At 30.8% G+C, this 25264-nt stretch carries 19 protein-coding genes and 1 tRNA gene; 8 read left to right on the top strand and 12 right to left on the bottom strand.

The genetic code is table 11. From position 1 onward, the window contains the following. Positions 1–20: 20 nt before the first annotated feature. The 6 genes from D1817_03165 to D1817_03140 all read right to left on the bottom strand — a co-directional run bounded on the left by D1817_03165 (position 21) and on the right by D1817_03140 (position 6236). Complete coding sequence (locus D1817_03165; protein ID AXT18900.1) at positions 21–701, bottom strand: T9SS C-terminal target domain-containing protein; 681 nt, start codon at positions 699–701, stop codon at positions 21–23. 6 nt (positions 702–707) lie between these two features. Beyond that, positions 708–1217 carry a phage tail protein gene (locus tag D1817_03160; GenBank protein AXT21215.1) on the bottom strand — a complete coding sequence of 170 codons (510 nt, stop codon included), beginning with the start codon at positions 1215–1217 and terminating at the stop codon, positions 708–710. A gap of 211 nt (positions 1218–1428) precedes the next feature. Next, positions 1429–4242, bottom strand: coding sequence for a translation initiation factor IF-2 (locus tag D1817_03155; GenBank protein AXT18899.1), 2814 nt, complete (start codon positions 4240–4242; stop codon positions 1429–1431). Positions 4243–4274: 32 nt separating this feature from the next. Beyond that, positions 4275–5504 carry a transcription termination/antitermination protein NusA gene (gene nusA, locus D1817_03150; GenBank protein ID AXT18898.1) on the bottom strand — a complete coding sequence of 410 codons (1230 nt, stop codon included), beginning with the start codon at positions 5502–5504 and terminating at the stop codon, positions 4275–4277. Between the two features lie 14 nt (positions 5505–5518). Next, positions 5519–5983 carry a ribosome assembly cofactor RimP gene (gene rimP, locus D1817_03145; protein ID AXT18897.1) on the bottom strand — a complete coding sequence of 155 codons (465 nt, stop codon included), beginning with the start codon at positions 5981–5983 and terminating at the stop codon, positions 5519–5521. 177 nt (positions 5984–6160) lie between these two features. Further along, positions 6161–6236, bottom strand: a tRNA-Gln gene (locus D1817_03140). 149 nt (positions 6237–6385) lie between these two features. Between D1817_03140 and D1817_03135 the strand changes: the two genes are divergently transcribed. Together D1817_03135 and D1817_03130 are read left to right on the top strand one after the other, a co-directional pair. Beyond that, the gene (locus tag D1817_03135; GenBank protein AXT18896.1) at positions 6386–9790 is read left to right on the top strand and encodes a DUF2723 domain-containing protein; all 3405 of its coding nucleotides are present in this window, start codon (positions 6386–6388) and stop codon (positions 9788–9790) included. 2 nt (positions 9791–9792) lie between these two features. Next, a complete protein-coding gene (locus D1817_03130) occupies positions 9793–10431 on the top strand; it encodes a polysaccharide deacetylase family protein (protein ID AXT18895.1) in 639 nt (212 codons plus the stop codon). On the opposite strand, the gene D1817_03125 is transcribed toward D1817_03130, so the two are convergent. Together D1817_03125 and D1817_03120 are read right to left on the bottom strand one after the other, a co-directional pair. Beyond that, positions 10412–10708 carry a thioredoxin gene (locus D1817_03125; GenBank protein ID AXT18894.1) on the bottom strand — a complete coding sequence of 99 codons (297 nt, stop codon included), beginning with the start codon at positions 10706–10708 and terminating at the stop codon, positions 10412–10414. The genes D1817_03130 and D1817_03125 overlap by 20 nt on opposite strands. A 53-nt stretch (positions 10709–10761) precedes the next feature. Then, positions 10762–11997 carry a metallophosphoesterase gene (locus tag D1817_03120; GenBank protein ID AXT18893.1) on the bottom strand — a complete coding sequence of 412 codons (1236 nt, stop codon included), beginning with the start codon at positions 11995–11997 and terminating at the stop codon, positions 10762–10764. A 106-nt stretch (positions 11998–12103) separates the two neighbouring features. On the opposite strand from D1817_03120, the gene D1817_03115 reads away from it, so the two are divergent. From D1817_03115 to D1817_03100, 4 genes are all read left to right on the top strand, one after another. Continuing rightward, on the top strand, positions 12104–15028 hold the full coding sequence (locus tag D1817_03115) for a glycoside hydrolase family 92 protein (protein AXT18892.1): 2925 nt from the start codon (positions 12104–12106) through the stop codon (positions 15026–15028). A gap of 12 nt (positions 15029–15040) precedes the next feature. Continuing rightward, entirely contained in the window at positions 15041–16072 is a 1032-nt protein-coding gene (locus D1817_03110) for a glycosylasparaginase (protein AXT18891.1), read from the top strand. A 31-nt stretch (positions 16073–16103) separates the two neighbouring features. Beyond that, positions 16104–16889 carry a hypothetical protein gene (locus tag D1817_03105; GenBank protein AXT18890.1) on the top strand — a complete coding sequence of 262 codons (786 nt, stop codon included), beginning with the start codon at positions 16104–16106 and terminating at the stop codon, positions 16887–16889. A gap of 190 nt (positions 16890–17079) precedes the next feature. Further along, positions 17080–17337 carry a hypothetical protein gene (locus tag D1817_03100; GenBank protein AXT18889.1) on the top strand — a complete coding sequence of 86 codons (258 nt, stop codon included), beginning with the start codon at positions 17080–17082 and terminating at the stop codon, positions 17335–17337. Between the two features lie 78 nt (positions 17338–17415). Here the strand turns inward: D1817_03100 and D1817_03095 are convergent, their stop codons facing one another. From D1817_03095 to D1817_03080, 4 genes are all read right to left on the bottom strand, one after another. After that, a complete protein-coding gene (locus D1817_03095; GenBank protein ID AXT18888.1) occupies positions 17416–17991 on the bottom strand; it encodes a YceI family protein in 576 nt (191 codons plus the stop codon). Further along, positions 17981–18562: a polyisoprenoid-binding protein gene (locus D1817_03090; GenBank protein ID AXT18887.1), complete on the bottom strand. Its 582-nt coding sequence runs from the start codon at positions 18560–18562 to the stop codon at positions 17981–17983. The genes D1817_03095 and D1817_03090 overlap by 11 nt, the downstream gene beginning before the upstream one ends. Positions 18563–18754: 192 nt before the next feature. Continuing rightward, a complete protein-coding gene (locus D1817_03085) occupies positions 18755–19684 on the bottom strand; it encodes a hypothetical protein (protein AXT18886.1) in 930 nt (309 codons plus the stop codon). Between the two features lie 101 nt (positions 19685–19785). Further along, a complete protein-coding gene (locus tag D1817_03080; GenBank protein ID AXT18885.1) occupies positions 19786–20922 on the bottom strand; it encodes an AraC family transcriptional regulator in 1137 nt (378 codons plus the stop codon). A 92-nt stretch (positions 20923–21014) separates the two neighbouring features. Here D1817_03080 and D1817_03075 point away from each other — a divergent pair, with 92 nt between their 5' ends. Both D1817_03075 and D1817_03070 read left to right on the top strand, forming a co-directional pair. Further along, positions 21015–23858: a DNA polymerase I gene (locus D1817_03075; GenBank protein ID AXT18884.1), complete on the top strand. Its 2844-nt coding sequence runs from the start codon at positions 21015–21017 to the stop codon at positions 23856–23858. Positions 23859–24001: 143 nt separating this feature from the next. Beyond that, complete coding sequence (locus D1817_03070) at positions 24002–25258, top strand: deacylase (protein ID AXT18883.1); 1257 nt, start codon at positions 24002–24004, stop codon at positions 25256–25258. Positions 25259–25264: the final 6 nt, after the last annotated feature.

Genomic DNA, 25264 nt, shown 5'->3' with positions numbered 1-25264 from the left:
GACTCAATGAGTCGCTTTTTTTATTGCACAATTAGTTTTTTTACAAGCTCTCGTTCATCACTAACAAATCTAGCAAAATACAATCCAGGAGTTAATCTTGATATATCTAAAGCTTCATTATTATAGTTTTCACTAAAAATTAATCTTCCGTGTATATCATAAAAGATGATCTCGTCAACCTGATTTCTATTACCATTTATCGTAATAAATTGTGATGCTGGGTTTGGAAAAATTTCTATCTGATTATTAAAATCTGCATCAGATGTACTTAATGTTTCACCTTGCACATCACCAATTAAAGTTGATATTCCTCCACACAGCGATTGTGTTACAGAAGTGTTTTCAATCCAAGTTCCTAAAGTTAAATCTGGGGGATTAGGTGAAGATGCTTCTGTATTAGTATACAAAATAAAAGTATCTGTAAATGTGCCATTACCATCATCTGCAAAAATCTCCCAACGGCTTTCTGTATCATTCCAAGCAATTCTAAATTCACAAACTCCAATACCTCCGCAAGGTTGATTTCCATCTACTGGATTCGTTTCAAACACATTTCTACCAGTAGCATCTGTACTTATCTGATTAAACGTATAATCCTGATTCTCTAATAGTGAATTACAAGCGTTGAAAGTAATTTGAGCATTAATACTGCTATAAATCAATATAAAAAACAATATTAATATTTGATTAATACTTTTCATATTCTATTAATTTCGAGCTGGGAAAGGAAATACTCCACTATCTATTGCAATAATAAAATTTATCGCTAAAGAGGGTTGCATATTATTAACTGAAGCTCCTGTACCTGTATTACTAACCATTCCGGAATTCATTGTCGTAGAAGTTCCATTAGACGCGTATTCACCATCTAATAATTTTGTGCCTGCAGGAAAGTTTCCTGTTGGTGAGGATTGATCACCATCTTCTATAATTGCATTTACTGTATGCGAATGAGCAGGCAGGTTATTTACTGTTAATGTATTTGTTTCGCTACCTACTGTCTGGCCAAGTCTTCTAGCTGTTAAACCTGGCCCTGCACTATTGTCTCCTGAGTGTATTGGCGCTCTTCCTCTTAAATCTGGTAAAGCAAATGTAGTACGTCCATCTCCGCCATAAGTAGTTCCTATAAGAGAAAACAATGCATCATTTCCAGATATTGGTAAAACTTGACCGTTACAAAAAGCATATCCAGCTGGGGCAAAAGTACCCGCAAACATTTTAATTTCGCCTAAAAGCGTACCTTGTGCATTAGCTGCTTTATTAAAACTTAATAGTGTAATAAAAAATAAAAGTGTAATTGTTTTTTTCATAGCATATAGATTTTTTTTATTTGTAGTTATAAAGAGAAAAACTTTATAAATTTTACATAAAAAGAGTGATCAAAATTGATCACTCTTTATTATATTTAAACTTAAGTTGTTATATAACTTATTTAAGTTTCTTTTTAATTTCGACTTGTTGGAATGCTTCAATAACATCATTTTCTTTAATGTCATTATAGTTTTTGATTTGCATACCACAATCATATCCTTTAGATACTTCTTTTACATCATCTTTAAAGCGTTTAAGTGACGCTAATTCTCCTGTATAAATAACAACACCTTCGCGAATTAAACGCACACTAGATGTTCTGAATATTTTACCATTAATTACCATACATCCTGCAATGCTACCAATTTTAGAAACTTTAAAAATTTCTCTAATTTCTGCACTACCTGTTATTTCCTCTTTAAATTCTGGTGAAAGCATACCTTCCATCGCATCTTTTAAATCGTTAATTGCATCATAAATAATAGAGTACATTCTGATATCGATTTCTTCTTTATCTGCTATTTGACGTGCATTACCCATTGGGCGCACATTAAATCCGATAATAATTGCATCTGATGCCGATGCTAAAAGCACATCACTTTCAGTAATGGCTCCAACACCTTTATGTATAATATTAACTTGAATTTCTTCTGTAGATAATTTTTGGAATGAATCTGTTAATGCTTCAACCGATCCATCAACATCTCCTTTAAGGATAATATTCAATTCTTTAAAATCTCCAAGCGCAATACGACGACCTATCTCATCAAGTGTAATATGACGTTGTGTTCTCACCGATTGCTCACGTTGTAATTGTGTACGTTTAGCAGCTATTTGTTTTGCTTCACGTTCGTCTGCAAATACATTAAATTTATCTCCAGCTTGTGGAGCACCGTCCAATCCTAAAATTGAAATTGGTGTTGATGGTCCTGCTTCTAAAACATCTTTTCCGCGCTCATCATGCATTGCTTTTATTTTACCACTATTTTTTCCTGCTAATACATAATCCCCAATTCTTAAAGTTCCTGCTTGAACTAAAATTGTAGACACATACCCTCGACCTTTATCTAAAAAGGCCTCTACTACAGTTCCTACTGCTGGCTTACTTGGATTTGCTTTAAGCTCTAATAACTCGGCTTCTAACAATACCTTTTCTAACAACTCTTTAATCCCTAAACCAGTTTTAGCAGAAATATCATGGGATTGAATTTTACCTCCCCAATCTTCTACTAATAGGTTCATCGCTGCCAATCCTTCTTTAATCTTATCAGGATTAGCTGTAGGCCTATCTATTTTATTGATTGCAAATACAATTGGCACTCCTGCTGCTTGTGCATGCGAAATGGCCTCTTTTGTTTGCGGCATTATGTCATCATCTGCTGCAATTACAATAATTGCTAAATCTGTAACTTGAGCTCCACGTGCACGCATTGCTGTAAACGCTTCGTGACCTGGTGTATCTAAAAAAGCTATTTTTTGACCTGAATCTAAAGTTACTCCATAAGCACCTATATGTTGTGTAATACCTCCAGATTCTCCAGCAATCACATTTTCTTTACGAATGTAATCTAAAAGCGATGTTTTACCGTGATCTACGTGACCCATTACTGTTACAATTGGAGCACGAGATACTAAATCTTCTGGGTTATCTTGAGTTTCTTCTATTGATTCTTCAATATCTGCAGTCACAAATTCTACTTCATATCCAAACTCTTCCGCAACGATAGATAAGGTTTCTGCATCTAATCGTTGATTCATTGTTACCATCATACCTAGCGACATACATGCTGATATAATTTGAGTTACTTGAACATCCATCATTGTTGCTACTTCATTAGCAGTTACAAATTCTGTTACTTTAAGTAACTTATTTTCTGCCGCTTGCTGTGCAATTTCATCTTCAGATTTCTGACGATGTTGATCTCTCTTATCTCGACGATATTTAGCTCCTTTACCTTTACTTGATTTTCCTTGAAGTTTTTCTAAGGTTTCTCGTACTTGTTTTTGTACTTCTTCTGCACTAGGCTCTTCTTTAACAGTTTGCGGACGCCTTTGTTGATTACCCCTTCCTTTATTAAAATTACCTCTTTGAGCTGTTCCTCCTCGTTGATTATTATTTCCAGCACCTGGAGCACCTCCGCCTGGTTTACTTATACGACGACGTTTCTTTTTAGCATCTGCCGCATTATCAGGTTTTTTATGCTCAACTTTTTTCTTAGGTTTATTAAATTGAGATAAATCTATTTTCTCTCCTGTTGATTTTGGTCCAGAAAGTTTTTGATATTGTGTAGTAACCTTTTCTTCTACTTCAGGTCTTTCACCTTCAAGAAGTGGTTTAGAAATTGTTTTAGCTTCTTTAACTGGCTTTTCAACAGTTTTTCTAGCTTTAGGTTTCTCTATTTTTGTTTCTTTAACAGGTTCAGGTTTTACTATTTCTTTTTTAGCAACAGGTTCAGGTTTTGATTTTACTTCCTGTTTTACAGGAGTTTTAACTTCTTCCTCAGCTACTGCTTCTTTTTGAATAGCCTTTGCTTCGATCACAGTTTCAGAAACTTTTTCTTTAGGCTCCTCTTTTTTAGATCCATCTAAATCAATTTTACCAATTTGTTTTGGACCTTTTAAAGTTGTTTTAGCTTTAACAATTTCAGCTTGAGTAGATTCTTTTTGAATTTTCTCTTCAATTTCACGTTCACGCTGTTCACGTAACGCTTCTTTTTCTTTTAGTTTTGCTTCGCTAACTTCTTTAGATGCTACTTTTTTACTAGCATCTGTTTGAAATTCATCTGAAAGAATCTGATATGTTTCTTCAGAAATTTTTGTAGTCGGACGCTTCTCTATCTCAACACCTTTGGAATCTAAATATTCCACAGCACGATCTAAAGAGATGTTTAACTCCCGCAATACTTTATTTAATCTAATTGTTTCAGCCATAAATTGCCTTTAAAATATGTCAAATATATGTTTTATTCAAATTCTTCTTTAAGAATTCTAATAACTTCATTAATTGTTTCTTCTTCTAAGTCGGTACGCTTCACTAAATCAGCAGCATCTTGTTCTAAAACACTTTTCGCTGTATCTAATCCTACTTTTGCTAATTCTTCAATAATCCAAGCATCGATTTCATCAGAGAATTCAGATAACTCAACGTCTTCTTCAACACCTTCTCTAAATACATCTATTTCATAGCCTGTTAGCTGGCCTGCTAAACGAATGTTATGCCCGCCACGGCCAATCGCTTTACTTACTTCTTCTGGTTTTAAAATAACCTCAGCACGCTTTGCTTCTTCATCTATTTTAATAGACGTTACTCTTGCTGGACTTAATGCTCTAGTTATATATAGATTAAGATTATTTGTGTAGTTAATCACATCTATATTCTCATTTCCTAATTCTCTAACGATACCATGAATTCTCGACCCTTTCATACCAACACAAGCTCCAACTGGATCAATTCTATCATCATAAGAATCTACTGCTACTTTTGCCTTTTCTCCAGGAATTCTTACCACGTTTTTAACCGTAATTAAACCATCGAATACTTCCGGAATCTCTTGCTCAAATAATTTTTCTAAAAATACTGGTGCAGTTCTAGATAAAATAATTGCTGGTTTATTTCCTTTAAGCTCTACACTTTCAATAACACCACGTACATTATCTCCTTTTCTAAAGAAATCTGAAGGAATCTGCTTCTCTTTTGGTAAAATAATTTCGTTGCCTTCATCGTCTAACAAGATAATTGCTCTATGACGAATATGATGTACTTCAGCAGTATAAATTTCTCCTATTAAATCTTTAAATTGCTTATATATATTTGTATTGTCATGTTCATGAATTTTAGCAATTAGATTCTGACGTAATGCTAAAATTGCTCTACGACCTAAATCGATAAGCTTCACCTCTTGAGATACATCTTCACCAACTTCAAAATCGTCTTCAATTTTACGAGCTTCTGTCAATGAGATTTCTTCATTAGGGTCCATTACATCACCATCTGCTACTACAATTCTATTTCTCCAGATCTCTAAATCACCTTTATCTGGATTAATAATAATATCAAAGTTATCGTCATCACCAAACTTCTTTTTTAATGCATTTCTAAATACATCTTCTAAAATAGCCATTAAGGTAACACGATCTATTAGCTTATCGTCCTTAAATTCTGAAAATGAGTCAATTAACGCAAGATTTTCCATAATTCTCTTTTGGATTAAAATTTTATCTTAACTTTTGCTTCTACTATATCGTTATATAATACTTTTTGTTCTTTCTGAACTGTAATTTTTCCTTTACCAATGGGTTTAGGTTCTCTAGCTTTCCATTTTAGTGTAACACCTTCGTCATCTACTAAAGCTAACACAGCTTCAAATTCTTGATTATCTATTGCCTTTACACTTAATGTGCGACCAATATTCTTTTTATACTGTCTTGAATTTATTAAAGGAGATGCTGCTCCTGCCGATGTTACTTCAAGAGAAAAATCTTGATCTTCTCTATCTAAATTATGTTCAATAGCTCGACTTACAAGCATACAATCTTCAACCAATACACCTTTATCACCATCAATAACTACTTTTATAGTGTTATCTGCTAGCACATCAAAATCGATTAAGAACAAATCTTGTCGACTTTCTAAGCAAGTATCTAATAATGATTTTACTATTTTTTTAAACATTCTTTAGTATAAAAAGAGGGGACTTCAGTCCCCTCATTTTTGTATCAATTTTTCTTACAGCGCTGCAAATATACAACATTATATCGATCTTTAAAAGAGATAAACTCATGTTTTAAATCTCTTCGATATTCTGTAAAATAATAAATCCCAACTCAATCAAGTTAGGATTTAATTACTTTGTTGGTCCACTAGGGCTCGAACCTAGACTCTTCTATACCAAAAACAGACGTGTTGCCAGTTACACCATGGACCATTCCTCAAATGAGTTTGCAAATTTAGTACAAAGTTTTATTTGTGCAAATATTTTTAGACAAAATAATACGAATCCCTTAACGTTTACTTAAAAACTTTCTTGCGTTGTTTATTTATTATTAAATTCGCCGTTAGCAATACTAAACAATTATGACACATTTCAACTTTAAAAAATGGAATACCATTTTGGGTTGGTTAGCCTTCTTAATCGCCTTAATAACATATAGTTTAACTGTAGAACCTACAGTTAGTTTCTGGGATGCTGGCGAATATATTTTAACATCATCTAAACTACAAGTAGGTCACCCACCAGGAGCACCTTTATTTCAGATGATAGGTGCTTTTTTCTCGGTATTCGCTACAGATTCATCTCAAATTGGATTAATGCTTAACATGATGAGTGCAGTTGCTAGTGCATTTACGATTTTGTTTATGTTTTGGTCAATCACTTTATTACTTCGCAAATTGGCTGGGAACTCTGAAACTATTTCAAATTCAAAAAAGCAGGCTATTCTTGGAAGTGCTTTAGTAGGGAGTTTAGCTTTTACGTTTACAGATTCTTTTTGGTTTAACGCCGTTGAAACTGAAGTTTATGCTATGGCCACTCTTATTATGGCTGTCATGTTTTATTTAGGTTTACGATGGGAGCAAGATATGGGTAAGCCTAGAGGTAATAAATGGTTAATATTAATCGCATTTATTACTGGACTTTCTTTTGGGGTACATTTTATGGGCTTATTAACTATTCCTGCAATAGGATTGATTTATTTCTTTAAAAATTACAAAAAAGTTACTGTTAAAAATTTCATTATTGCTAATATAGTGGTTGTGGGTATTTTGTTATTTATTTTTAAACTCTTATTGCCCAACTCACTTAAATTTTTTAGTTCTGTAGAGTTGTTTTTCGTAAATACTTTAGGACTACCTTTTAACTCAGGTTCAATTTTCGCTGGTTTACTTGTTATTACTGCTTTTTATTTTGGCCTTAACTATACAAGAAAAAAACAATATAAACACATTAACACTTTAGTACTTTGTTTACTATTTATTTTTATTGGGTTCTCATCTTGGATGATGCTTCCAATTCGTGCCAATGCTAATGTGATTATTAATGAGAATAATCCTTCTAGTGCAAGAGAGTTATTAGCTTATTATAATTTAGAACAATATCCCAAAACACGCTTGTTTTATGGACCTCAATTTACTGAACAATACTCTGGATTAGATGAAAATAACCCTTATGTTGATGCTAAACCTAAATACGAAAAAGATGTAGAGAAAGGTAAGTATATTATTGTAAACGATTATAAAAATGCTGATCAAAATTATAATTCTGAACATGCCTCAATACTACCTAGAATGTGGAGTAGAGAGCATGCAGAAAATTATATGCTTTTTACTGGGTATTTGGATTTTAAAATAAAACCTGATCTAATTTCTGATTTTTATACTTCTGCACGCAATGGAGGCTACCCTGAAGATGAAGCCAGTCAGTATGCTAATGGTAGATTAAATCAAATAAGAAGTGCTGTTTCTAGTTTTATAGGTCAAGTTAATGAGGGGCGTGTAGATTATGAAGATTATAATACTTTTTTAAGGCAGAATTCACAATTTTTAGATATTGAAAAACCATCATTTATAGACAATATTCTTTATATGTTTGAATTCCAACTTGGCTATATGTATTGGCGTTATTTTATGTGGAATTTTACAGGACGCCAAGATGATATTCAAGGGAGATATGATTCTCATGGTAATTGGATAAGTGGTATAAGCTTTATTGATGAAGCACATTTAGGCATATCGCAAAATAATTTACCTAGTGATGTTTTAAATAATAAAGCACGAAATACGTATTATTTTTTACCTTTTATTTTAGGCTTAATAGGTCTTTTCTTTTTATTCAATACCAATAAAAAGTTATTTTGGACAATGCTCGTATTCTTTTTATTTACAGGAATAGCAATACAAGTATATACTAATGTTCGTCCCTTTGAACCTAGGGAACGTGATTATTCAGTAGTAGGTTCGTTTTATGTGTTCGCCATATGGATAGGTTTTGGGGTCTATGCCCTATATAATATTATAAGTAAGTTCAGCAGGCATAAATTTTTAGCTCCTGCATTAACTGTAGTTTGCTTAATTTTAGTTCCAAGTATTTTAGCTGCTAACAATTGGGATGATCATGATCGTTCTGGAAAAAGAACTGCTAACTCAATGGCTAGAACATATTTAGAATCTTGTGCACCTAATGCTATACTATTTACTATTGGAGATAACGATTCTTTTCCACTATGGTACCTTCAAGAAATAGAAGGTGTGCGTACTGATGTTAAAGTTGTGAATACAAGCTTATTTCAAACTGATTGGTATATAGATCAAATGAAACGTAAAGCTTATGAAAGCGATCCAATACCTTCTCAATTAATACATGAGAAATACAGGTATGGCACTAGAGATATTGTTATTAATCAAGCTGACAATGACATTGTAAAAAGCTTAATTAAAAAAGATACCCTACTCATTAAAGAATTAATTGACTTTATAGCTAGTGATGATGAACGTACCAAAATGAAATTTATATTTCAACAAGAAGGAAGGGATATCAGAAGATTTCCAACCCAAGAACTCAATCGCAGTTATTTTCCAGCAGAACATATAAGAGTTCCTGTAGACAAAAACTCTGTTCTAAAAAATGGTGTTGTAAAACCTAAAGATGCTGATAAAATAGTAGATTTTGTAGATTTTAAAATATCTGGAAGCGCATTATATAAAAATCGTTTATTAATGCTAGATATTATTGCAAACAATAATTGGGAGCGCCCTATTTATTTTACTGGTGGATCGTTTGGGGATGATGATTATATTTGGATGAAAGATTATTTACAATTAGATGGTTTGTGTTATAAATTAGTTCCTATTAAAACACCCGTTGATCGTGCTAATCCTTTTGATATGGGGAGAGTTGATCCTGATTTAATGTACGACTTAGTAAAAAAGTGGGACTGGGGTAATAGCGGTAGTGACATATATCATGATGTAGAAACTCGCAAAAACGGAATAACCTACAGGGGTAATCTTGCCCGTTTAATCGAAAGCTTAATTAATGACGAAAAACTTAAAGAAGCAGAAGAAATAGCGGATTTAGCTATGGAAAAAATGCCAGTAGATATATTTAATTTCTATACTCTTTTAGAGCCTTATATCGGAGCTTATTATCAAGTTGAAGCTAACGAAAAAGGACGTAACCTATTTAAAGAAGTTTCTAAGAAATATCAAGAAAACCTAGACTACTACATCAGCCTTAGTGATGAAGAACAAAACCAAGTATTTCAAGAAATTTCTACTGATTTAGCACGTTATAGAGGATTAATAGATGTATTAGTTACTTATGAAGATGATGCTTTTGTAACTTCTGAAATGCAGAAATACAATAATTATATTCAAGTTTTTACAGGAGAAACCGAAGAACTTTTAAGACCAGAAGAAAAACCATCGCCTTCAGATAAAGATCTTCCAACAAATGATTCTTCCAGTATTGATCCTGAAAATTAATTGTGAATTTTACTCCAGTAAAAACATCTAAATTTATTAAAAGGATATTTCCAAGTTTGATTTGGGAATATCCTTCTCAAAATAAAGTGATTTATTTAACTTTTGATGATGGCCCTACTCCAGAGATAACAGATTGGGTTTTAGATATTTTAAATAAATATAATGCTAAAGCTACTTTTTTTTGTATTGGAAAAAATATTGAAACAAACCCTGAAATTTTTAAGCGAATTTTACATGAAAAACATTCTATAGGCAATCACACTTATAATCATTTAAAAGGCTGGAAAACAAAAACAAAAACATATCTACATAACATAGAGTCTACAGAAAAGGCTTTCAATTCTTTTAATTTTAAAACCAGTTTATTTCGCCCACCTTATGGTCAAATTAAATCTAAGCAAGCAAAACAACTTCTAAAAAGGGGTTATAAAATTATAATGTGGAGAGTTTTATCCATAGATTGGAGTAATAAAATATCTGAAGAAAAATGTTTAAACAATGTGATTAAAAATACAGTTTCGGGAGATATTGTAGTATTTCATGATAGTATAAAAGCATCAAAAAACTTACGATATGCCTTACCAAAAGTATTGGAGTATTTTAGTGAAAAAGGATTTATTTTTAAACGTATTCTTGAATAAGACCTATAAGTGTGTTTGCGTCTTGTTCACCGCTTTGGCGCCACTTCATTTCACCGTTTTTATAGATAATTAAAGTTGGTAACCCTTTTATACGAAGTGCTTCAGCTAAATCTTTGTTTTTATCAACATCAATTTTTATAACCTTAGCTTTATCACCAAGAGCGGCAGCAACATCTCTCAAGACAGCATGCATCATTGTAGATTGCTCATTCCATTCTGTAAAAAAATCTAACAAAACAGGAATATTAACATCTATAAGTTCTCCAAATTTTGACATCATTTAAAGTTTTAAATCAAATATGCAGTTACAAATATAACATTTCCTTGCAATTATGTATTATTCGAACCTTTTTTAAGCTCGATTACAGTTATTTCTGGCCAAATTCCAACACGTCCAGGAAAAGCTAAATATCCAAATCCACGATTAACATTTATATATTGCCCTAATTCTTTATATATTCCTGCCCAGTGCTTATACCTCCATTTCACAGGGCTCCATTTAAACCATCCTGGAATTTCTATACCAAATTGCATACCATGAGTATGACCACTTAATGTTAAATGATAATGATATTTATCATTAACAACTTCTTCTTCCCAATGAGAAGGGTCATGACTCATTAAGATTTTAAAATCATTAATATCAACATTTTGAGATGCTTTTTTTAAATCTCCTTTTTGTTTAAATCCCTTCCCCCAGTTCTCAACTCCAATTAATGCAATACGCTCTCCATTTTTTTCTATAAAACGATTTTCATTTAGTAATAGATCAAAACCTATTTCTTTTTGAAGACTTTTTAAATCTTCAAGGTTTTGTGATTTTTCAATATCAGTATTCCAGTTTACGTAATCTCCATAATCGTGATTTCCTAAAACAGAGAACATTCCATCTTTAGCATTCAATTTCTTAAAGGCATTAATATAAGGATGCATTTCTTCAGCTTTATTGTTTACTAAATCACCTGTAAACAATAACACATCACTTTGTTGTTTATTAATAAGATCTATAGCATATTCTACTTTCTTTACATTATCAAAACTTCCTGAATGTACATCACTTATTTGAGTTAATTTATATCCATCAAAAGCTTCTGGTAAATCTTCGAAATAAAGAGAATACTTCAAAACTTTAAAGTTATATTTTCCTTTAAAAATACCATAAAGTATAGAACCAAATGGTATCGCTGCTAATCCTAATGCTATTTTACTTATAAAGCTTCTACGAGAGGGGGCATAACTACTCTCATTTAAAATTTCATTTCGAGAAAAATAATTGAATATTGTTTCAAATAATCTAAAAATATCTTCGACAAAAAGTGTTGTTATAAGAACTAGCTTAGGAACATATATTAAAATAAAGAGTGCTGATGCTGATGCTAATCCAGAGTCTATGCCAATTGCTCTGTTAAAAGTAAATAATTGATAACTAAAATTAGCTAAAATAAAAACGGAAACGATACTATATATTCCTGTTATCCATGATGATTTTATTACTGTTTTAAATGCTTGAAATGCATAAAAATCAATAATACCACAAACAACTATAAATATAATCCAACGAGTCATGACAAGTTTTTATAAATGTACCTTTAGATAGTCGGACAAACGCTCTAAAATTAACTTAGTTGTAACTTAAGAATTTATTATCTTTCGACTTCTAAAAAATAATAAAATGAGATTTTCCTTTTTTTACATACTGTGTTTTCTTTTTTTATTTAATTGTTCGAATAACTCAAATTTTAACATAGAAGTTGCAAAAAAAGATAATCCTTTAATTTCTTATGTAAACCCATTTATAGGAACTGGAGGTCATGGTCATACATATCCTGGAGCAACAATGCCATTTGGAATGATGCAATTAAGCCCAGATACACGATTAGAAGGTTGGGATGGTTGTTCAGGATATCATTATGATGATGAATATATTTATGGGTTTTCGCATACTCATTTAAGTGGTACAGGAATCTCAGATTATGGAGATATTTTGTTAATGCCAACCAATGCAATAAATTTTAACAATGGTGCAGATGGTAAAGTAGGGTATCGCGATCATTTTTCTCATCAAAATGAAATCGCTCAACCTGGGTTTTATAGTGTACATTTAGATAATACTAACATTGATGTTGAACTTACTGTAACTCCAAGAAGCGGAATGCATAAATATCAGTTCTCTTCAGCAAAAAATCAAATTGTTATTTTAGATTTAGCTCATAGAGATCAGGTTCTAGATCATAATATAAATATTATATCCAATCAAGAAATTTCAGGATATCGTCATTCTAAAGCTTGGGCTGAAGATCAACGTCTTTTTTATCACATAAAATTTTCGAAACCATTTAAAAACACTCCAGGGTCAAAGGGCAAAAACCCTGAAAAAATGGCCTTTGAATTTGATAACCCTAACAATGATCCAATTTTTGTTTCTGTTGGTATCTCTGCAGTAGATGAGATTGGTGCTAAACAAAATCTTGAAACAGAAATAGGTAATAAAACATTCGAAGATATTAAAATCAATGCTCAGCTAATCTGGGAAAAGCAACTAGAGAAAATAGTTATTGAAACTAATGATATAAATAACAAAACTAATTTTTATTCTGCGCTTTATCACACTATGCTTGCACCAAACTTATATCAAGATGTTGATGGTCGTTATAGAGGTATCGATTTAAATATTCATCAAACTAATGATTTTGACTATTATACAGTGTTTTCTCTTTGGGATACTTATAGAGGAGCTCACCCTTTATATACTGTAATAGAACAAGGTCGCACTAACGATTTTATTAATACGTTTTTAAGTAAATACGACGAAGGTGGTATTATGCCTATTTGGGATTTAGCAGGAAATTATACACATTGTATGATTGGGTATCATGCAGTACCAGTAATAGCCGATGCTTATTTAAAAGGTATTACAGGATTTGATACTGAAAAAGCTTTTGAAGCAATGAAACATAGTGCCACTCGAGATAAATTAGGTTTAGCATCATATAAAGTTCAGGGGTACATTCCTGTCGAAGAAGAAAGTGAATCGGTTTCTAAAACATTAGAATATGCATTTGACGACTGGACTATTGCACAAATGGCTAAATCTATGGGTAAAACAGAAGATTATAAAACTTATATTCAACGAGCACAATCTTATAAAAATGTATTTGATCCTCAAACAAAATTTATGAGAGGGAGGCTTCGAAATACTTGGTTTACTCCTTTTGATCCTTATGAAGTAAACTTTAATTATACCGAAGCTAATTCATGGCAATACAGTTTTTATGTTCCTCAAGATATTAACGGATTTATTAATCTTTTAGGTGGGAAAAGGGGTTTAGAAGAACAATTAGATGCCTTATTTAGCGCTAAAAATGAGCTACACGGGGGGAATCAAGTAGATATTACAGGTTTAATTGGTCAATATGCACATGGTAATGAACCAAGTCATCATATGGCATATCTTTATAATTTTGTAAACAAACCACATAAAACACAAGAAAAAGTATATCAAATCCTTACCGAGTTATATACAAATGAGCCAGATGGCATATCAGGAAATGAAGATTGTGGGCAAATGAGTGCTTGGTATGTGTTAAGTTCTATGGGTTTTTATTCTGTGACTCCGGGTTCAAATCAATACATTATTGGAACACCCCTGTTCAATAAAGCTACTATTAATTTAGAAAATGGAGAATCGTTTACAATAGAAGCTAAAAATATATCGTCAAAAAATAAGTACATAGAGTATGCCTATTTAAATGGTAAAAAATTAAATAGAACTTATTTAAATCATGATGAGATTATTAACGGTGGTTCTTTAATATTTGAAATGACTGATAATCCAGCAACTTGGGGTACTAAAGAGGGGCAAGAACCTATGACAATTATCGAAGAACACCCTATTGTCGTTGCTCCATATATACAAAAAGGAGATATTGCCTTTAAAGGAAATACAGAAATTACACTTAGTAATGCAGAAGCGGATACAGATATTTTTTATCAATTAGATGATTCTGAGTTTAAAAAATATGAAGGTCCGATTCAATTAAACAATCCGTCTATGTTAGCTACTTATGCCGAAAAAAATGGTATTAAAAGCAATATTATCGAAACTCAGTTTTATAAAATTGATCCTAACATAAGCATCAATTTAGAAACGGAATATGCTCAACGCTATAATGGTGGTGGCGACAATGCATTAATTGATGGTATTAGAGGTGGTACAGATTATAGAACTGGTATATGGCAAGGCTATCACAACAGAGATGTTATAGTTACTATCGATTTAGGTAATGAAAAAACAATTAGCGAAATAGAAACTGGTTTTTTAAATGATCAAGGACCTTGGATATTTCTTCCAACAGAAGTAACTTATTTAAGTTCGACAGATGGCAAAAGTTTTAAAGTCGCTAAACATATTAAACTTCCAAAAGTTACTGCATCACAAAGTGCAAAAGTAGAGCGCATTACTGCTAAAATTTCTCCTCAAAAAGCAAGATACATTAAAGTTATTGCCAAAACTTTAGGCGATATTCCTGAGTGGCATATTGGCCATGCTTATGATGGGAAAAGCTGGGTATTTATGGATGAAATATCAATTAAATAAGATAACATATTTATGGAACGTAGACACTTTATTAAAAACGCTTCATTAACTGGAGTTGGTTTAACTGTAGGGAGTACTCTAACAAGTTGTGGGGATCCTACAGCAGGAAAACCAGTACCACTAATAGAAGAAAAAAACAAAATGATAATAGATAAAACAAAATTTCCAATTGCCATTTGCACTTGGGCTTTTACAGCTGCTAATGATAAAGCTGGAGAAGAATTAGCCAAAGGAAAACCCGCATTAGATGCTGTTATTTCTGGTGTAGAAGTAGAAGAAGAGAACTTAAAAAATACCACAGTAGGTAAAGGAGGTGCTCCAGATCGAGAAGGCAATGTTACTTTAGATGCTTGTGTAATGAATCCTGAAGGCGATTGTGGCGCTGTAGTATATGTAAATACAATTACCAATGTTGCTGCTTTAGCCAGAAAAGTAATGGAAGAAACTCCTCATGTAATGCTTGCAGGTGAAGGTGCTGAAGAATTTGGATATACTCAAGGATTTGAAAAAGAAAATTTATTGACAGAAGAATCAAGATTAGCTTGGGAAGAATGGAAAAAATCACCAGAATATAAACCTATCATAAATATCGAAAACCACGATACTATTGGAATGTTAACTATTGATAAAGATGGAGATATTGCAGGAGCATGTACTACATCTGGGTTATCTTATAAAATGAAAGGTCGTATTGGAGATTCTCCCATAATTGGATCAGGTTTATTTTTGGATAATGAAGTTGGAGGTGCTGTAGCTACGGGCATGGGTGAGGAAGTCATGAAAACAGTAGGCAGTTTTTTAATAGTAGAGCTTATGCGTAATGGTATGAGCCCTCAAGAAGCATGTGAAGAAGCTATACATAGAATTGTTACAAAAAATGATCGCCATAAAGATTTTCAGATTGCTTATATCGCAATAAACAAAGCTGGAGAAGTAGGTTCTTATTGCATTCATGAAGGGTTTACTTATATGAAATATCAAAATGGTGAAAATGTAAATGTAAAACCGGGGTTTTATTATAAACCTGAGGCTTCAGTTTCTTAAACACAATACTTTACATTTAAAATTAAAATTAATGCGTAAAATAGGTTTTATAGGTGTTGGTAAAATTGCCAGTGCTGTTGTGGAAGGGCTTTGCACATCTAAAATTGAAAATGTTTTTATTCATCTTTCCCCAAGAAACAGTAGAAATAGCTCTGCACTAGCATCTAAGTTTTCAAATGTTAAAAAAATGAGTTCTAATCAAGAAGTTATAAATACTTCTGATATTATTTTTATTACATTAAGGCCATTAGATGCAAAAAGAGAGTTAGAAAACCTTCGATTTAACAAACATCATATCGTTATTTCTTTAATTCCTTATCTCCTTTCTTCTGAGCTTCATAAAATTGTAAAGCCTGCAAATCATGTAAGTAGGGCTATTCCATTACCAACTGTTATAAATCACAACTGTCCAATTCCTATATTTAATCCTAATGAAACGATATTGGAGATCTTTAATTATATAGGTCAACCTTTAGTAGTTAAAAATGAAAAAGAACTACATAGTATATGGACTTTAACTGGCCTAATAACTCCTTTATATAATTTAATGGGAGAATTAAGTGATTGGACTCAAGAGAATGGGGTGTCTAAAGAGGTTTCTAATAAATATGTTTCAGATTTATTTCAATCTTTAGCTTATGCTGCTCAAAACGCTAAAGTTATTAGTTTTGAAGAACTGGCCAACCATGCTGCTACTCCTAATGGAATGAATGAACAAGCTGGTAAAGAAATTAGAGGAAACGGAAGTCATAATATTTATAGGGATGCTGCAAACAATTTACTTTCTAAGTTTACACAAAAAATTAATGGAAATTAAAAAAAACAGTCCTATTTGACTCATATACAGTATTTTTATCAATCAAATAACCATGCATTTCATCGATATTTTAAGTTAATTTACTCTAGTAAACTACTTTTTAGTGTATTTTATCAAATATTTTTATGATCATTTATTATATGCTTTTTATTTGTACTCGAAACCTACAAATAGTTTTGTTATGTACAAGATGATAATAATATTAGTTTTATTAATTGCTCCAAGTATAGTTATTGGTCAAGCTCAAACTAATACTACTAAAAATAAAATTGAAACTGTTACTTCTATTTCTAAAATAGAAATATCAATTAAAAAGATTGAACCTATAAGTGCTAATCCAAAAGTACAGAGTAACAATTTTAACCATAAAAAGAGTAACGAATTAATTAGTATTAAATCTTATATAAGAAGTTTACAGTTAAAACGTAAAGAAACAGTAGTGTGTTAATTTATAATATATAGATATTTTAAAAGGAGATTTGTAAATACAAATCTCCTTTTTATTTTACATCACAATTCATTTAACTTAAAGAGAGTTATAAATTATATTTAAACTAATAGTAATATAATCTCCTACTAAAGCATTTAAAGCTCCAAAATTCAAATTAAAATCTCGCCTTTTAATATTAGTTGATCCTCTTAAATTAATTTCACTTTCATTATTTGTTCGTTTTTTTTCAAAAAGGATAATTATTTCTTTTTCGATTCCTTTAATTTTTAAAATTCCAGTTACTGTGTTTGAATTTCCAATTGCTTTAACTCTATTCGAAATAAAATAGATATAAGGGTATTTTTTATCATTTAAATAAGCTTCATCAATTAAAGATTTATCTCTGGTTTTATCTTTAGTATCGATGCTTTTAACTACTATTTTACTTTCAATTTTTTTAATGTTATTTTTATTCAGAGTTAATTTACCTGAAAAATCATGAAATGTGCCATTAATCGTCAAAACGCCCATATGAGCTATTTTAAAATCAATTTTTGATTTTTCAGTATCAATGTTATAAACTTTGTTTTGAGATATGCATAATGAAGGAAACACTATTAAAATAAATAGTGTCTTCTTCACTATTTTATATATTAAATCATTACTCTTCAAGTGCCAAAATAATTAATGTGATTTTTACATCATCTCCCACAAGTTTAATTCCTGTTGGAAGTTTTCTGTCAAAATTAAGCTCGTAATCTTGTCTATTTATAGTAATCGAAGCATTAAACGCAATAGATTGTTTTTGTGTAGGCAAATCTAACAATGGCCCTTTAATTGTAAATGGCAGTTCGATTACATTAGTTACTCCGTGAATAGTTAAATCTCCTATTAAATAATTAGCATTATTTTTTTTAACAACTTTAGTCCCTTTAAATATAATTTCTGGATATTTAGCTACATCAAGAAAAGCAGCACTCTTTACCGCATCTTCACCTCCTTTATTATTAGCATCATAACTATCTACTTTAATAAAAGATTCTGCTTTTGTTTTAAAGATATCTTCGTTATTGTATGAGATAGTGCCTTCAACAGATTTAAATCTTCCTACTACATCTACAACTCCAAAACGTTCTATTTGTATTTGTACAGTACTATGCCCAGCATCAATCTTATAATTTTGAGCATTAATTTGTGACAAGCACAAAATTGCAATAAATGTAATTGTAAGTTTAGTTTTCATAAAGTTTAGTTTTAATATTAAATATCAATACTACTATTACTAAACTACTTTCGTGACAACCTTTATAATTATTGCTTTGTTTTATGAAAAAATTAAGATTCTTATAAATACAACATATGGGTTTCTTTTCATTTTGATAGCCCTTAATTAAATATAATTCTCATTGGCAACTCTTCCATTATCTATATAGAATCAATCTAATAGCTTTAACATTTCATAAGCTAAAGTATTTTTATCATCATAGCTAATAGCTTTCTCAAAAGCCAATTTCGCTTCTTTATATAAGTTATTTTGAAAATAAGCATCACCTAACAAGCTATAGGCTTGAGGTTCTTTAGGAAAAATCTCTGTAAACAATTTAGTTATTTCTATACTAGCTTTTAAATGATTATTTTGCCTCAAGTATTGGTATAAGTGTTCAAAACTAGATGCTTTTGAAGTATCTTCATCTTTATTTTTAACTAATTCTTTATATTGAGAATAAGCTTTTTCTTTCCCTTCTTCTAAAATGGCTTTAATCATTTTCTTTCCAAAAGGACGATTAAACAGTGCTATGGTCTCTGTATTAAAAATTCTGGCAGATATTATAAATTCAATAGTGACCATTTGACCAATTGTTGGTTGATTATTTCCAATATCAAAATCTGAACGATTAATTTGAAATTTTCCTTTAAGGGTAATTCTAAAATTTTTCCAAGTATCTAATTGTTCTCCGTGAAGTAATTGTATAGGAACCTCCACTTCTCTAGTAACATTATGCATATTAAGATCTCCTATCATTATAAATTGACCTTCTTTATGAACAACTCTTTTACTAGAAAAAACAATCTGAGGGTATTTTTCTACTTCAAAAAAATCTTCTCCTTTCAAATGATTATCTCTTAAATTAACTCCCGTATCTATTGAGTTTCCATCAATTAATAAAGTAGCAGAAGTTTTTGTCATATCTTTTTCATTCAATAAAACTGTGCCTTCAAACGCAGTAAATTGTCCTTTTACTGGAAGTAAGCCACTAAATTTAACATTAAACTCAATTCTAGAATGCCAAGAATCAATAGGGTAAGCTTTTATTTGAGCGTTGAGGACTATGGGTAGTATAATGAATAAAGTTAATAATCTCATTTTTGAAAATTTTAGATTTAAAACAACTACTCTTCAATAATACTATAGCGTCGTTGTATTAGCGACAACATTTATAAAAGTTGCTCTACTTTATGAAAAAATTAAGAATACTGATTTACTTCTCTAAACTTTGAAGGAGTTATATTTTCAAACTTTTTAAAAGAATTAACAAAAGAGGTTTTATTATTAAAACCTGCATCATATGCAATTTGAACTAAGGTGTGCTCTGGTGTATTCTGAATAATCATCTTTGCTTCCTCAATTCTAAATCGATTAATAAAATCATAAAAAGAGAGTTGATAATGTTGATTCAAAATTTGTGATAAATGATGTTTATTAATATTCATTCTTTCAGATAAATCATTCAACCTTAAATTATGATTTAAATATATTTTTTCGCTCTCCATTAATTGATCGAGTTGAATTACATATTTTGGAATCTGTTCATTATTTAAAGTACTTCCTGCATATTTATTAATCGTTTTATCAATTGGTTTCCAATCGGCACGCATAAATTTAAAGCTGATAAAATAAAATAGTATCCCTATAGGCAGTACATAAATATAATCCATATGCCGTCTATAAACATCTGTTAATAATAATATATAAAGAAATATTGCTGAAAGTGTTAGCAGTATAATCAATACTACATTAAAATTTCTAAGCCATTTTATTTTAATCTCTATAGTAGAGTATTCTGCAATTAATCCTTTTGAGTAACGATTAATCAACTTTAAATTTTGAATTAAAAAATATCCTAGATGTACAAATTGTATTATAAAAACAATAGAATATGTATATTCAATAATGTTAGTAGCACGTTCCCTATGATCAAAAACGGATAGCATTCCATAATCTATTTGACTATTATTTAATGTCCTGTAAGACATAAAAGGAATAATTATTACAAAAGTTATAAATGGAAGGAAATGTAACCAATACTGTTTTGAAAATTTCCAAGTTAAATCTGTTATAGATTTAAAATAAAAATAAGTTATCGGTCCTAATAAAAACCAAGAGCCATATCGTGTACCATAAAATATATTAAGATTTACGTTTATTTTATTTCTTATAGCAAAGAACTCTGCTAAAAACCAAATTAGGGTTAAAATAATAAAAATCAAGTATTGACTACTTTTCTTCTTTTTCCTCTCCTTTGAAGAAAACAGAACAGTTAATAAAAATAATCCTTGGAATGCAATTACTATAATTAATATAGACCAAATATCTAAGCTCATTAATTTTAAAATTTCTATTATTTAAAATTACAAATTGCATTTCAATTCGCCAGATAAGTTTCGTAGTTTTATAATCTTTAATTTTTATTTAAATGTCAGATCAAAAACGCCTTTTCCTTATTGATGCCTATGCTCTTATTTTTCGTGGGTATTACGCTTTTATAAAAAATCCAAGAATTAACTCAAAAGGTACAGATACTTCTGCTATTTTAGGATTTACTAATTCTTTATTAGATGTTATTAAACGTGAACGCCCAGATCACTTAGCTGTTTGTTTCGATAAAGGAGGAAGCGTTAGCAGGAATGAATTATTTCCTGAATACAAAGCCAATCGTGATGCAACACCAGAAGCTATAAAAATTGCGGTTCCGTATATTTATGAAATTTTAAAGGCAATGTATATTCCTATAATGGTAAAAGAAGGATTTGAAGCCGATGATGTTATAGGAACTTTAGCCAAAAAAGCAGAAAAAGAAGGATATCAAACCTATATGGTGACTCCAGATAAAGATTTTGCTCAACTGGTGAGTGACAATATTTTTATGTATCGCCCTGTATTTGGAGGTGGTTATGAAACTTGGGGAATCCCTGAGGTTCAGAAAAAATTTGAAGTGGAACGCCCGGAACAAGTAATTGATTTTTTAGGGATGATGGGGGATTCAGCAGATAATATTCCTGGATTGCCTGGTGTAGGAGAAAAAACAGCTAAAAAATTCCTTGCTGCTTATGGTAGCATGGAAGGTTTATTAGCTAATACTCATGAGCTAAAAGGAAAAATGAAAGAAAAAGTAGAAGCTTCTAAAGAACTAGGTTTATTATCTAAAGAGCTTGCTAAGATCATATTAGACGTTCCTGTTGAGTTTAATGCAGAAGATTTTAAAATGTCTGATCCAGACGTAGAAGGTGTTAAAACCATTTTTGAAGAGTTAGAATTTAGACGTCTTATTGACAATTTTACAAAAACATTTGCTCCACAAGAATCTACACCTAAAACTAATGAAGTTAACCCTGAAACCAAAACTATTTCTAAAAAAGAGATTTCGGCTGGAGCTGGACAATTTTCTTTATTTGGTGGAGAGGTTTCTAACGAATCTTCTGGAGAAACTATAGTACAAACAAGTAGGAACACTATTAAATCTACATCTCATTTTTATCAGAGTGTAGCTCCCGGAATGGCCATCAAATTATTTGTAAAGCAATTAATGGCACAAACATCTGTATGTTTTGATACCGAAACTACAAGTATTAATCCGTTGGTTGCAGAATTGGTAGGTATCGCATTCTCTTGGGAAATAGGTAAAGGATTTTATATTCCATTTCCAGAAGACAGAAATCAATCTCAACAACTTATAGAACAGTTACGTCCTTTTTTTGAGGCTGATCATATTGAAAAAGTTGGTCAGAATTTAAAATACGATATTAAAGTTTTAGCCAAATATGATATTGATGTAAAGGGGAAATTATTTGACACAATGATTGCACATTATCTCATTAATCCAGATATGAGGCATAATATGGATGTTCTTTCAGAAACTTATTTAAATTATACTCCAATATCTATTACAGAACTCATTGGTAAAAAAGGAAAAAATCAGTTATCAATGCGAGAAGTGCCTTTACAACAACAAACAGAATATGCTGTTGAAGATGCAGATATAACACTTCAGTTAAAAGAACATTTTAAAAGTGAATTAACCGCTGCAAATACACAACGTTTATTTGACGATATCGAGATTCCATTAGTAAAAGTATTAGCACATATGGAATTAGAAGGCATTAATATGGATACTGAATTCTTAAAATCTCTTTCATCAGATCTAAATTCAGATATCAATGCTTTAGAACAAAAAATATACAAAGCTGCGGGGGAAGAGTTTAATATTGCATCACCTAAGCAATTAGGTGTTATTTTGTTTGAAAAATTAAAACTAGTTGATAAGCCAAAAAAAACCAAAACGGGGCAATATTCAACTGCTGAAGATGTCCTTTCTTATCTAGCAAAAGATCATGAAATTATACAGAACATATTAGATTATCGTGGTTTAGCAAAACTTAAAAGTACTTATGTTGATGCTTTACCAGAACAAGTTTTAGAAACTACAGGAAGAGTACATACAGATTATATGCAAACCGTTGCTGCAACAGGGCGTTTAAGTAGTAACAACCCAAATTTGCAGAATATCCCTATTCGAACTGAGCGTGGTAGACAAGTACGTAAAGCATTTATTTCCAGAAATGAAGATTATATATTACTCGCAGCAGATTATTCACAAATTGAACTTCGAATTATTGCTGCTTTAAGTGATGAAGAAACTATGATTAATGCATTTAAAAATGGAGAAGATATTCATGCATCTACTGCTGCAAAAGTATTTAATGTTCCTTTAGAGGAAGTTACACGAGAGCAACGAAGTAATGCCAAAACTGTTAATTTTGGAATTATTTATGGAGTATCAGCTTTTGGGTTAAGTAATCAAACAGATTTATCTAGGAGTGAAGCCAAAGAGTTAATCAATACTTATTACACAACTTACCCTAAGCTTAGAAGTTTTATTAGTGATCAAGTTGATTTTGCCAGAGACAATGGTTATGTCGAGACTATTTTAGGTAGACGTCGTTATTTAAAAGATATTAATTCACGAAATGCAATCGTACGTGGTGGAGCAGAACGGAATGCTGTAAATGCACCTATACAAGGTAGTGCAGCAGATATTATTAAAGTTGCAATGATTAATATTTATAACAAGCTTTCTGAAGGGGGTTATAAAACTAAAATGTTATTACAAGTGCATGATGAATTAGTATTTGATGTTTACAAACCAGAACTTGATAACGTAAAAATTTTAATTAAAACCGAAATGGAAAATGCTCATAAACTAAGTGTTCCTTTAGATGTTGAGCTAGATACAGGAGTTAATTGGTTGGAAGCTCATTAGTAACTCTTTTTTATTAGTTAAACTTACTCATATTTTTATTTTGAAATTTTAAAATTCATTTTTGAAAAATTTACCCCTCATTCTAAATGTTATAACTATATTTATGACATACAGCATTTAAAGCTTTTCAAAAAACTAACCTATTGAAAAAATATATTTATGTGCTTTGGCTACTTGTTGTAGCTTTAAAAAGTTACGGACAAAATCAAGATAAAAAAAGGAGTGCTTCTTTCTTTTTCGTTCCAGAAATTTTAATTGGGAAAACCCTAAAAGCTAACACAGACTTTCCTCAAACTCGTTTACAAAAAGCATTCTTTATTAGTATTGGAAAACATAATAATACTAACGACAAAGAATGGGCAAAGCAATTAAATTATCCAAAAACTGGTATTTCATTAGGTGTTATTGATTTTGGTAACACTGAAAAAATAGGTAAAGCACTTACTATTATGCCTTTTATGGAGTTTGAATTATTTAAAAAAAATAATCGCAATTTAAATCTTCATGTAGGTTTAGGAGGTTCATATATCGATACACAAAATGATGAGGTCACTAATCCATTTAATAGAGCTATAACAACAAAAATAAACTGGTCTTTTCGTTCATTTATTTATTATGATTTTTTAAAAAATCGAAATATAGATTGGAGGTTTGGGCTGGGTTATATTCATCACTCTAATGGGCATACTCGATTACCTAATCAAGGATTAAATTCTTTATTAGCAAGTATTTCTACTAAGATTAATTCAAATAAAGAAAAAAAAGGTTTTTTATTAGAAGAATCTAAAAAATCAAATACAAAACAAACTTATTTTTCTATCAGAACTGGGGTTGGACAGAACGTACTTTCTGAAATTTTTAATGACAAAAAAGAAGTTTATTCTCTTGCTATTTCAGCAGGGAAAATTATTAATAAGACTTTTAAGTTTGGAGGTGGCATTTACTATCGTTTTTATGAACATTATTACGATTACATTAGAAACGGAGAAGCATTAGTTCAAGAGCAATTTCCTTTTTTTGAAGATAACCCTTATAATTATGCTACTAATTATGGAGTTTTTGGGACTGCCGAAATACTCATAGATCATTTTGGATTTGAACTTGATCTTGGAGTGAATATTTTCAAACCTTTTTATAGAATTGCTTATCAACTCACTGAGGGATTCTCGTTTCAAAATTCAAATAATGAAACAGTAGTAGTTTTAGGTGAATTAGATTCATATTTTGAAATTAAACGTACGATATCTAGTAGATTAGGATTAAAATATTATATGCTATCAAATAATAAAGCTCCAAAACATAATCTATTTATAGGAGTACATATTAATGCTAATCTTGGTCAAGCCGATTTTACCGAACTTAGTTTTGGATATGTGCGTCGTTTTAGTTTAAAAAAATAAATCGAA

Source organism: Flavobacteriaceae bacterium (assembly GCA_003443635.1).
GTDB lineage: Bacteria > Bacteroidota > Bacteroidia > Flavobacteriales > Flavobacteriaceae > AU392.
The sequence above is the reverse complement of the archived record's forward strand: the minus strand, read 5'-3'. Positions and strand labels throughout refer to the sequence as shown.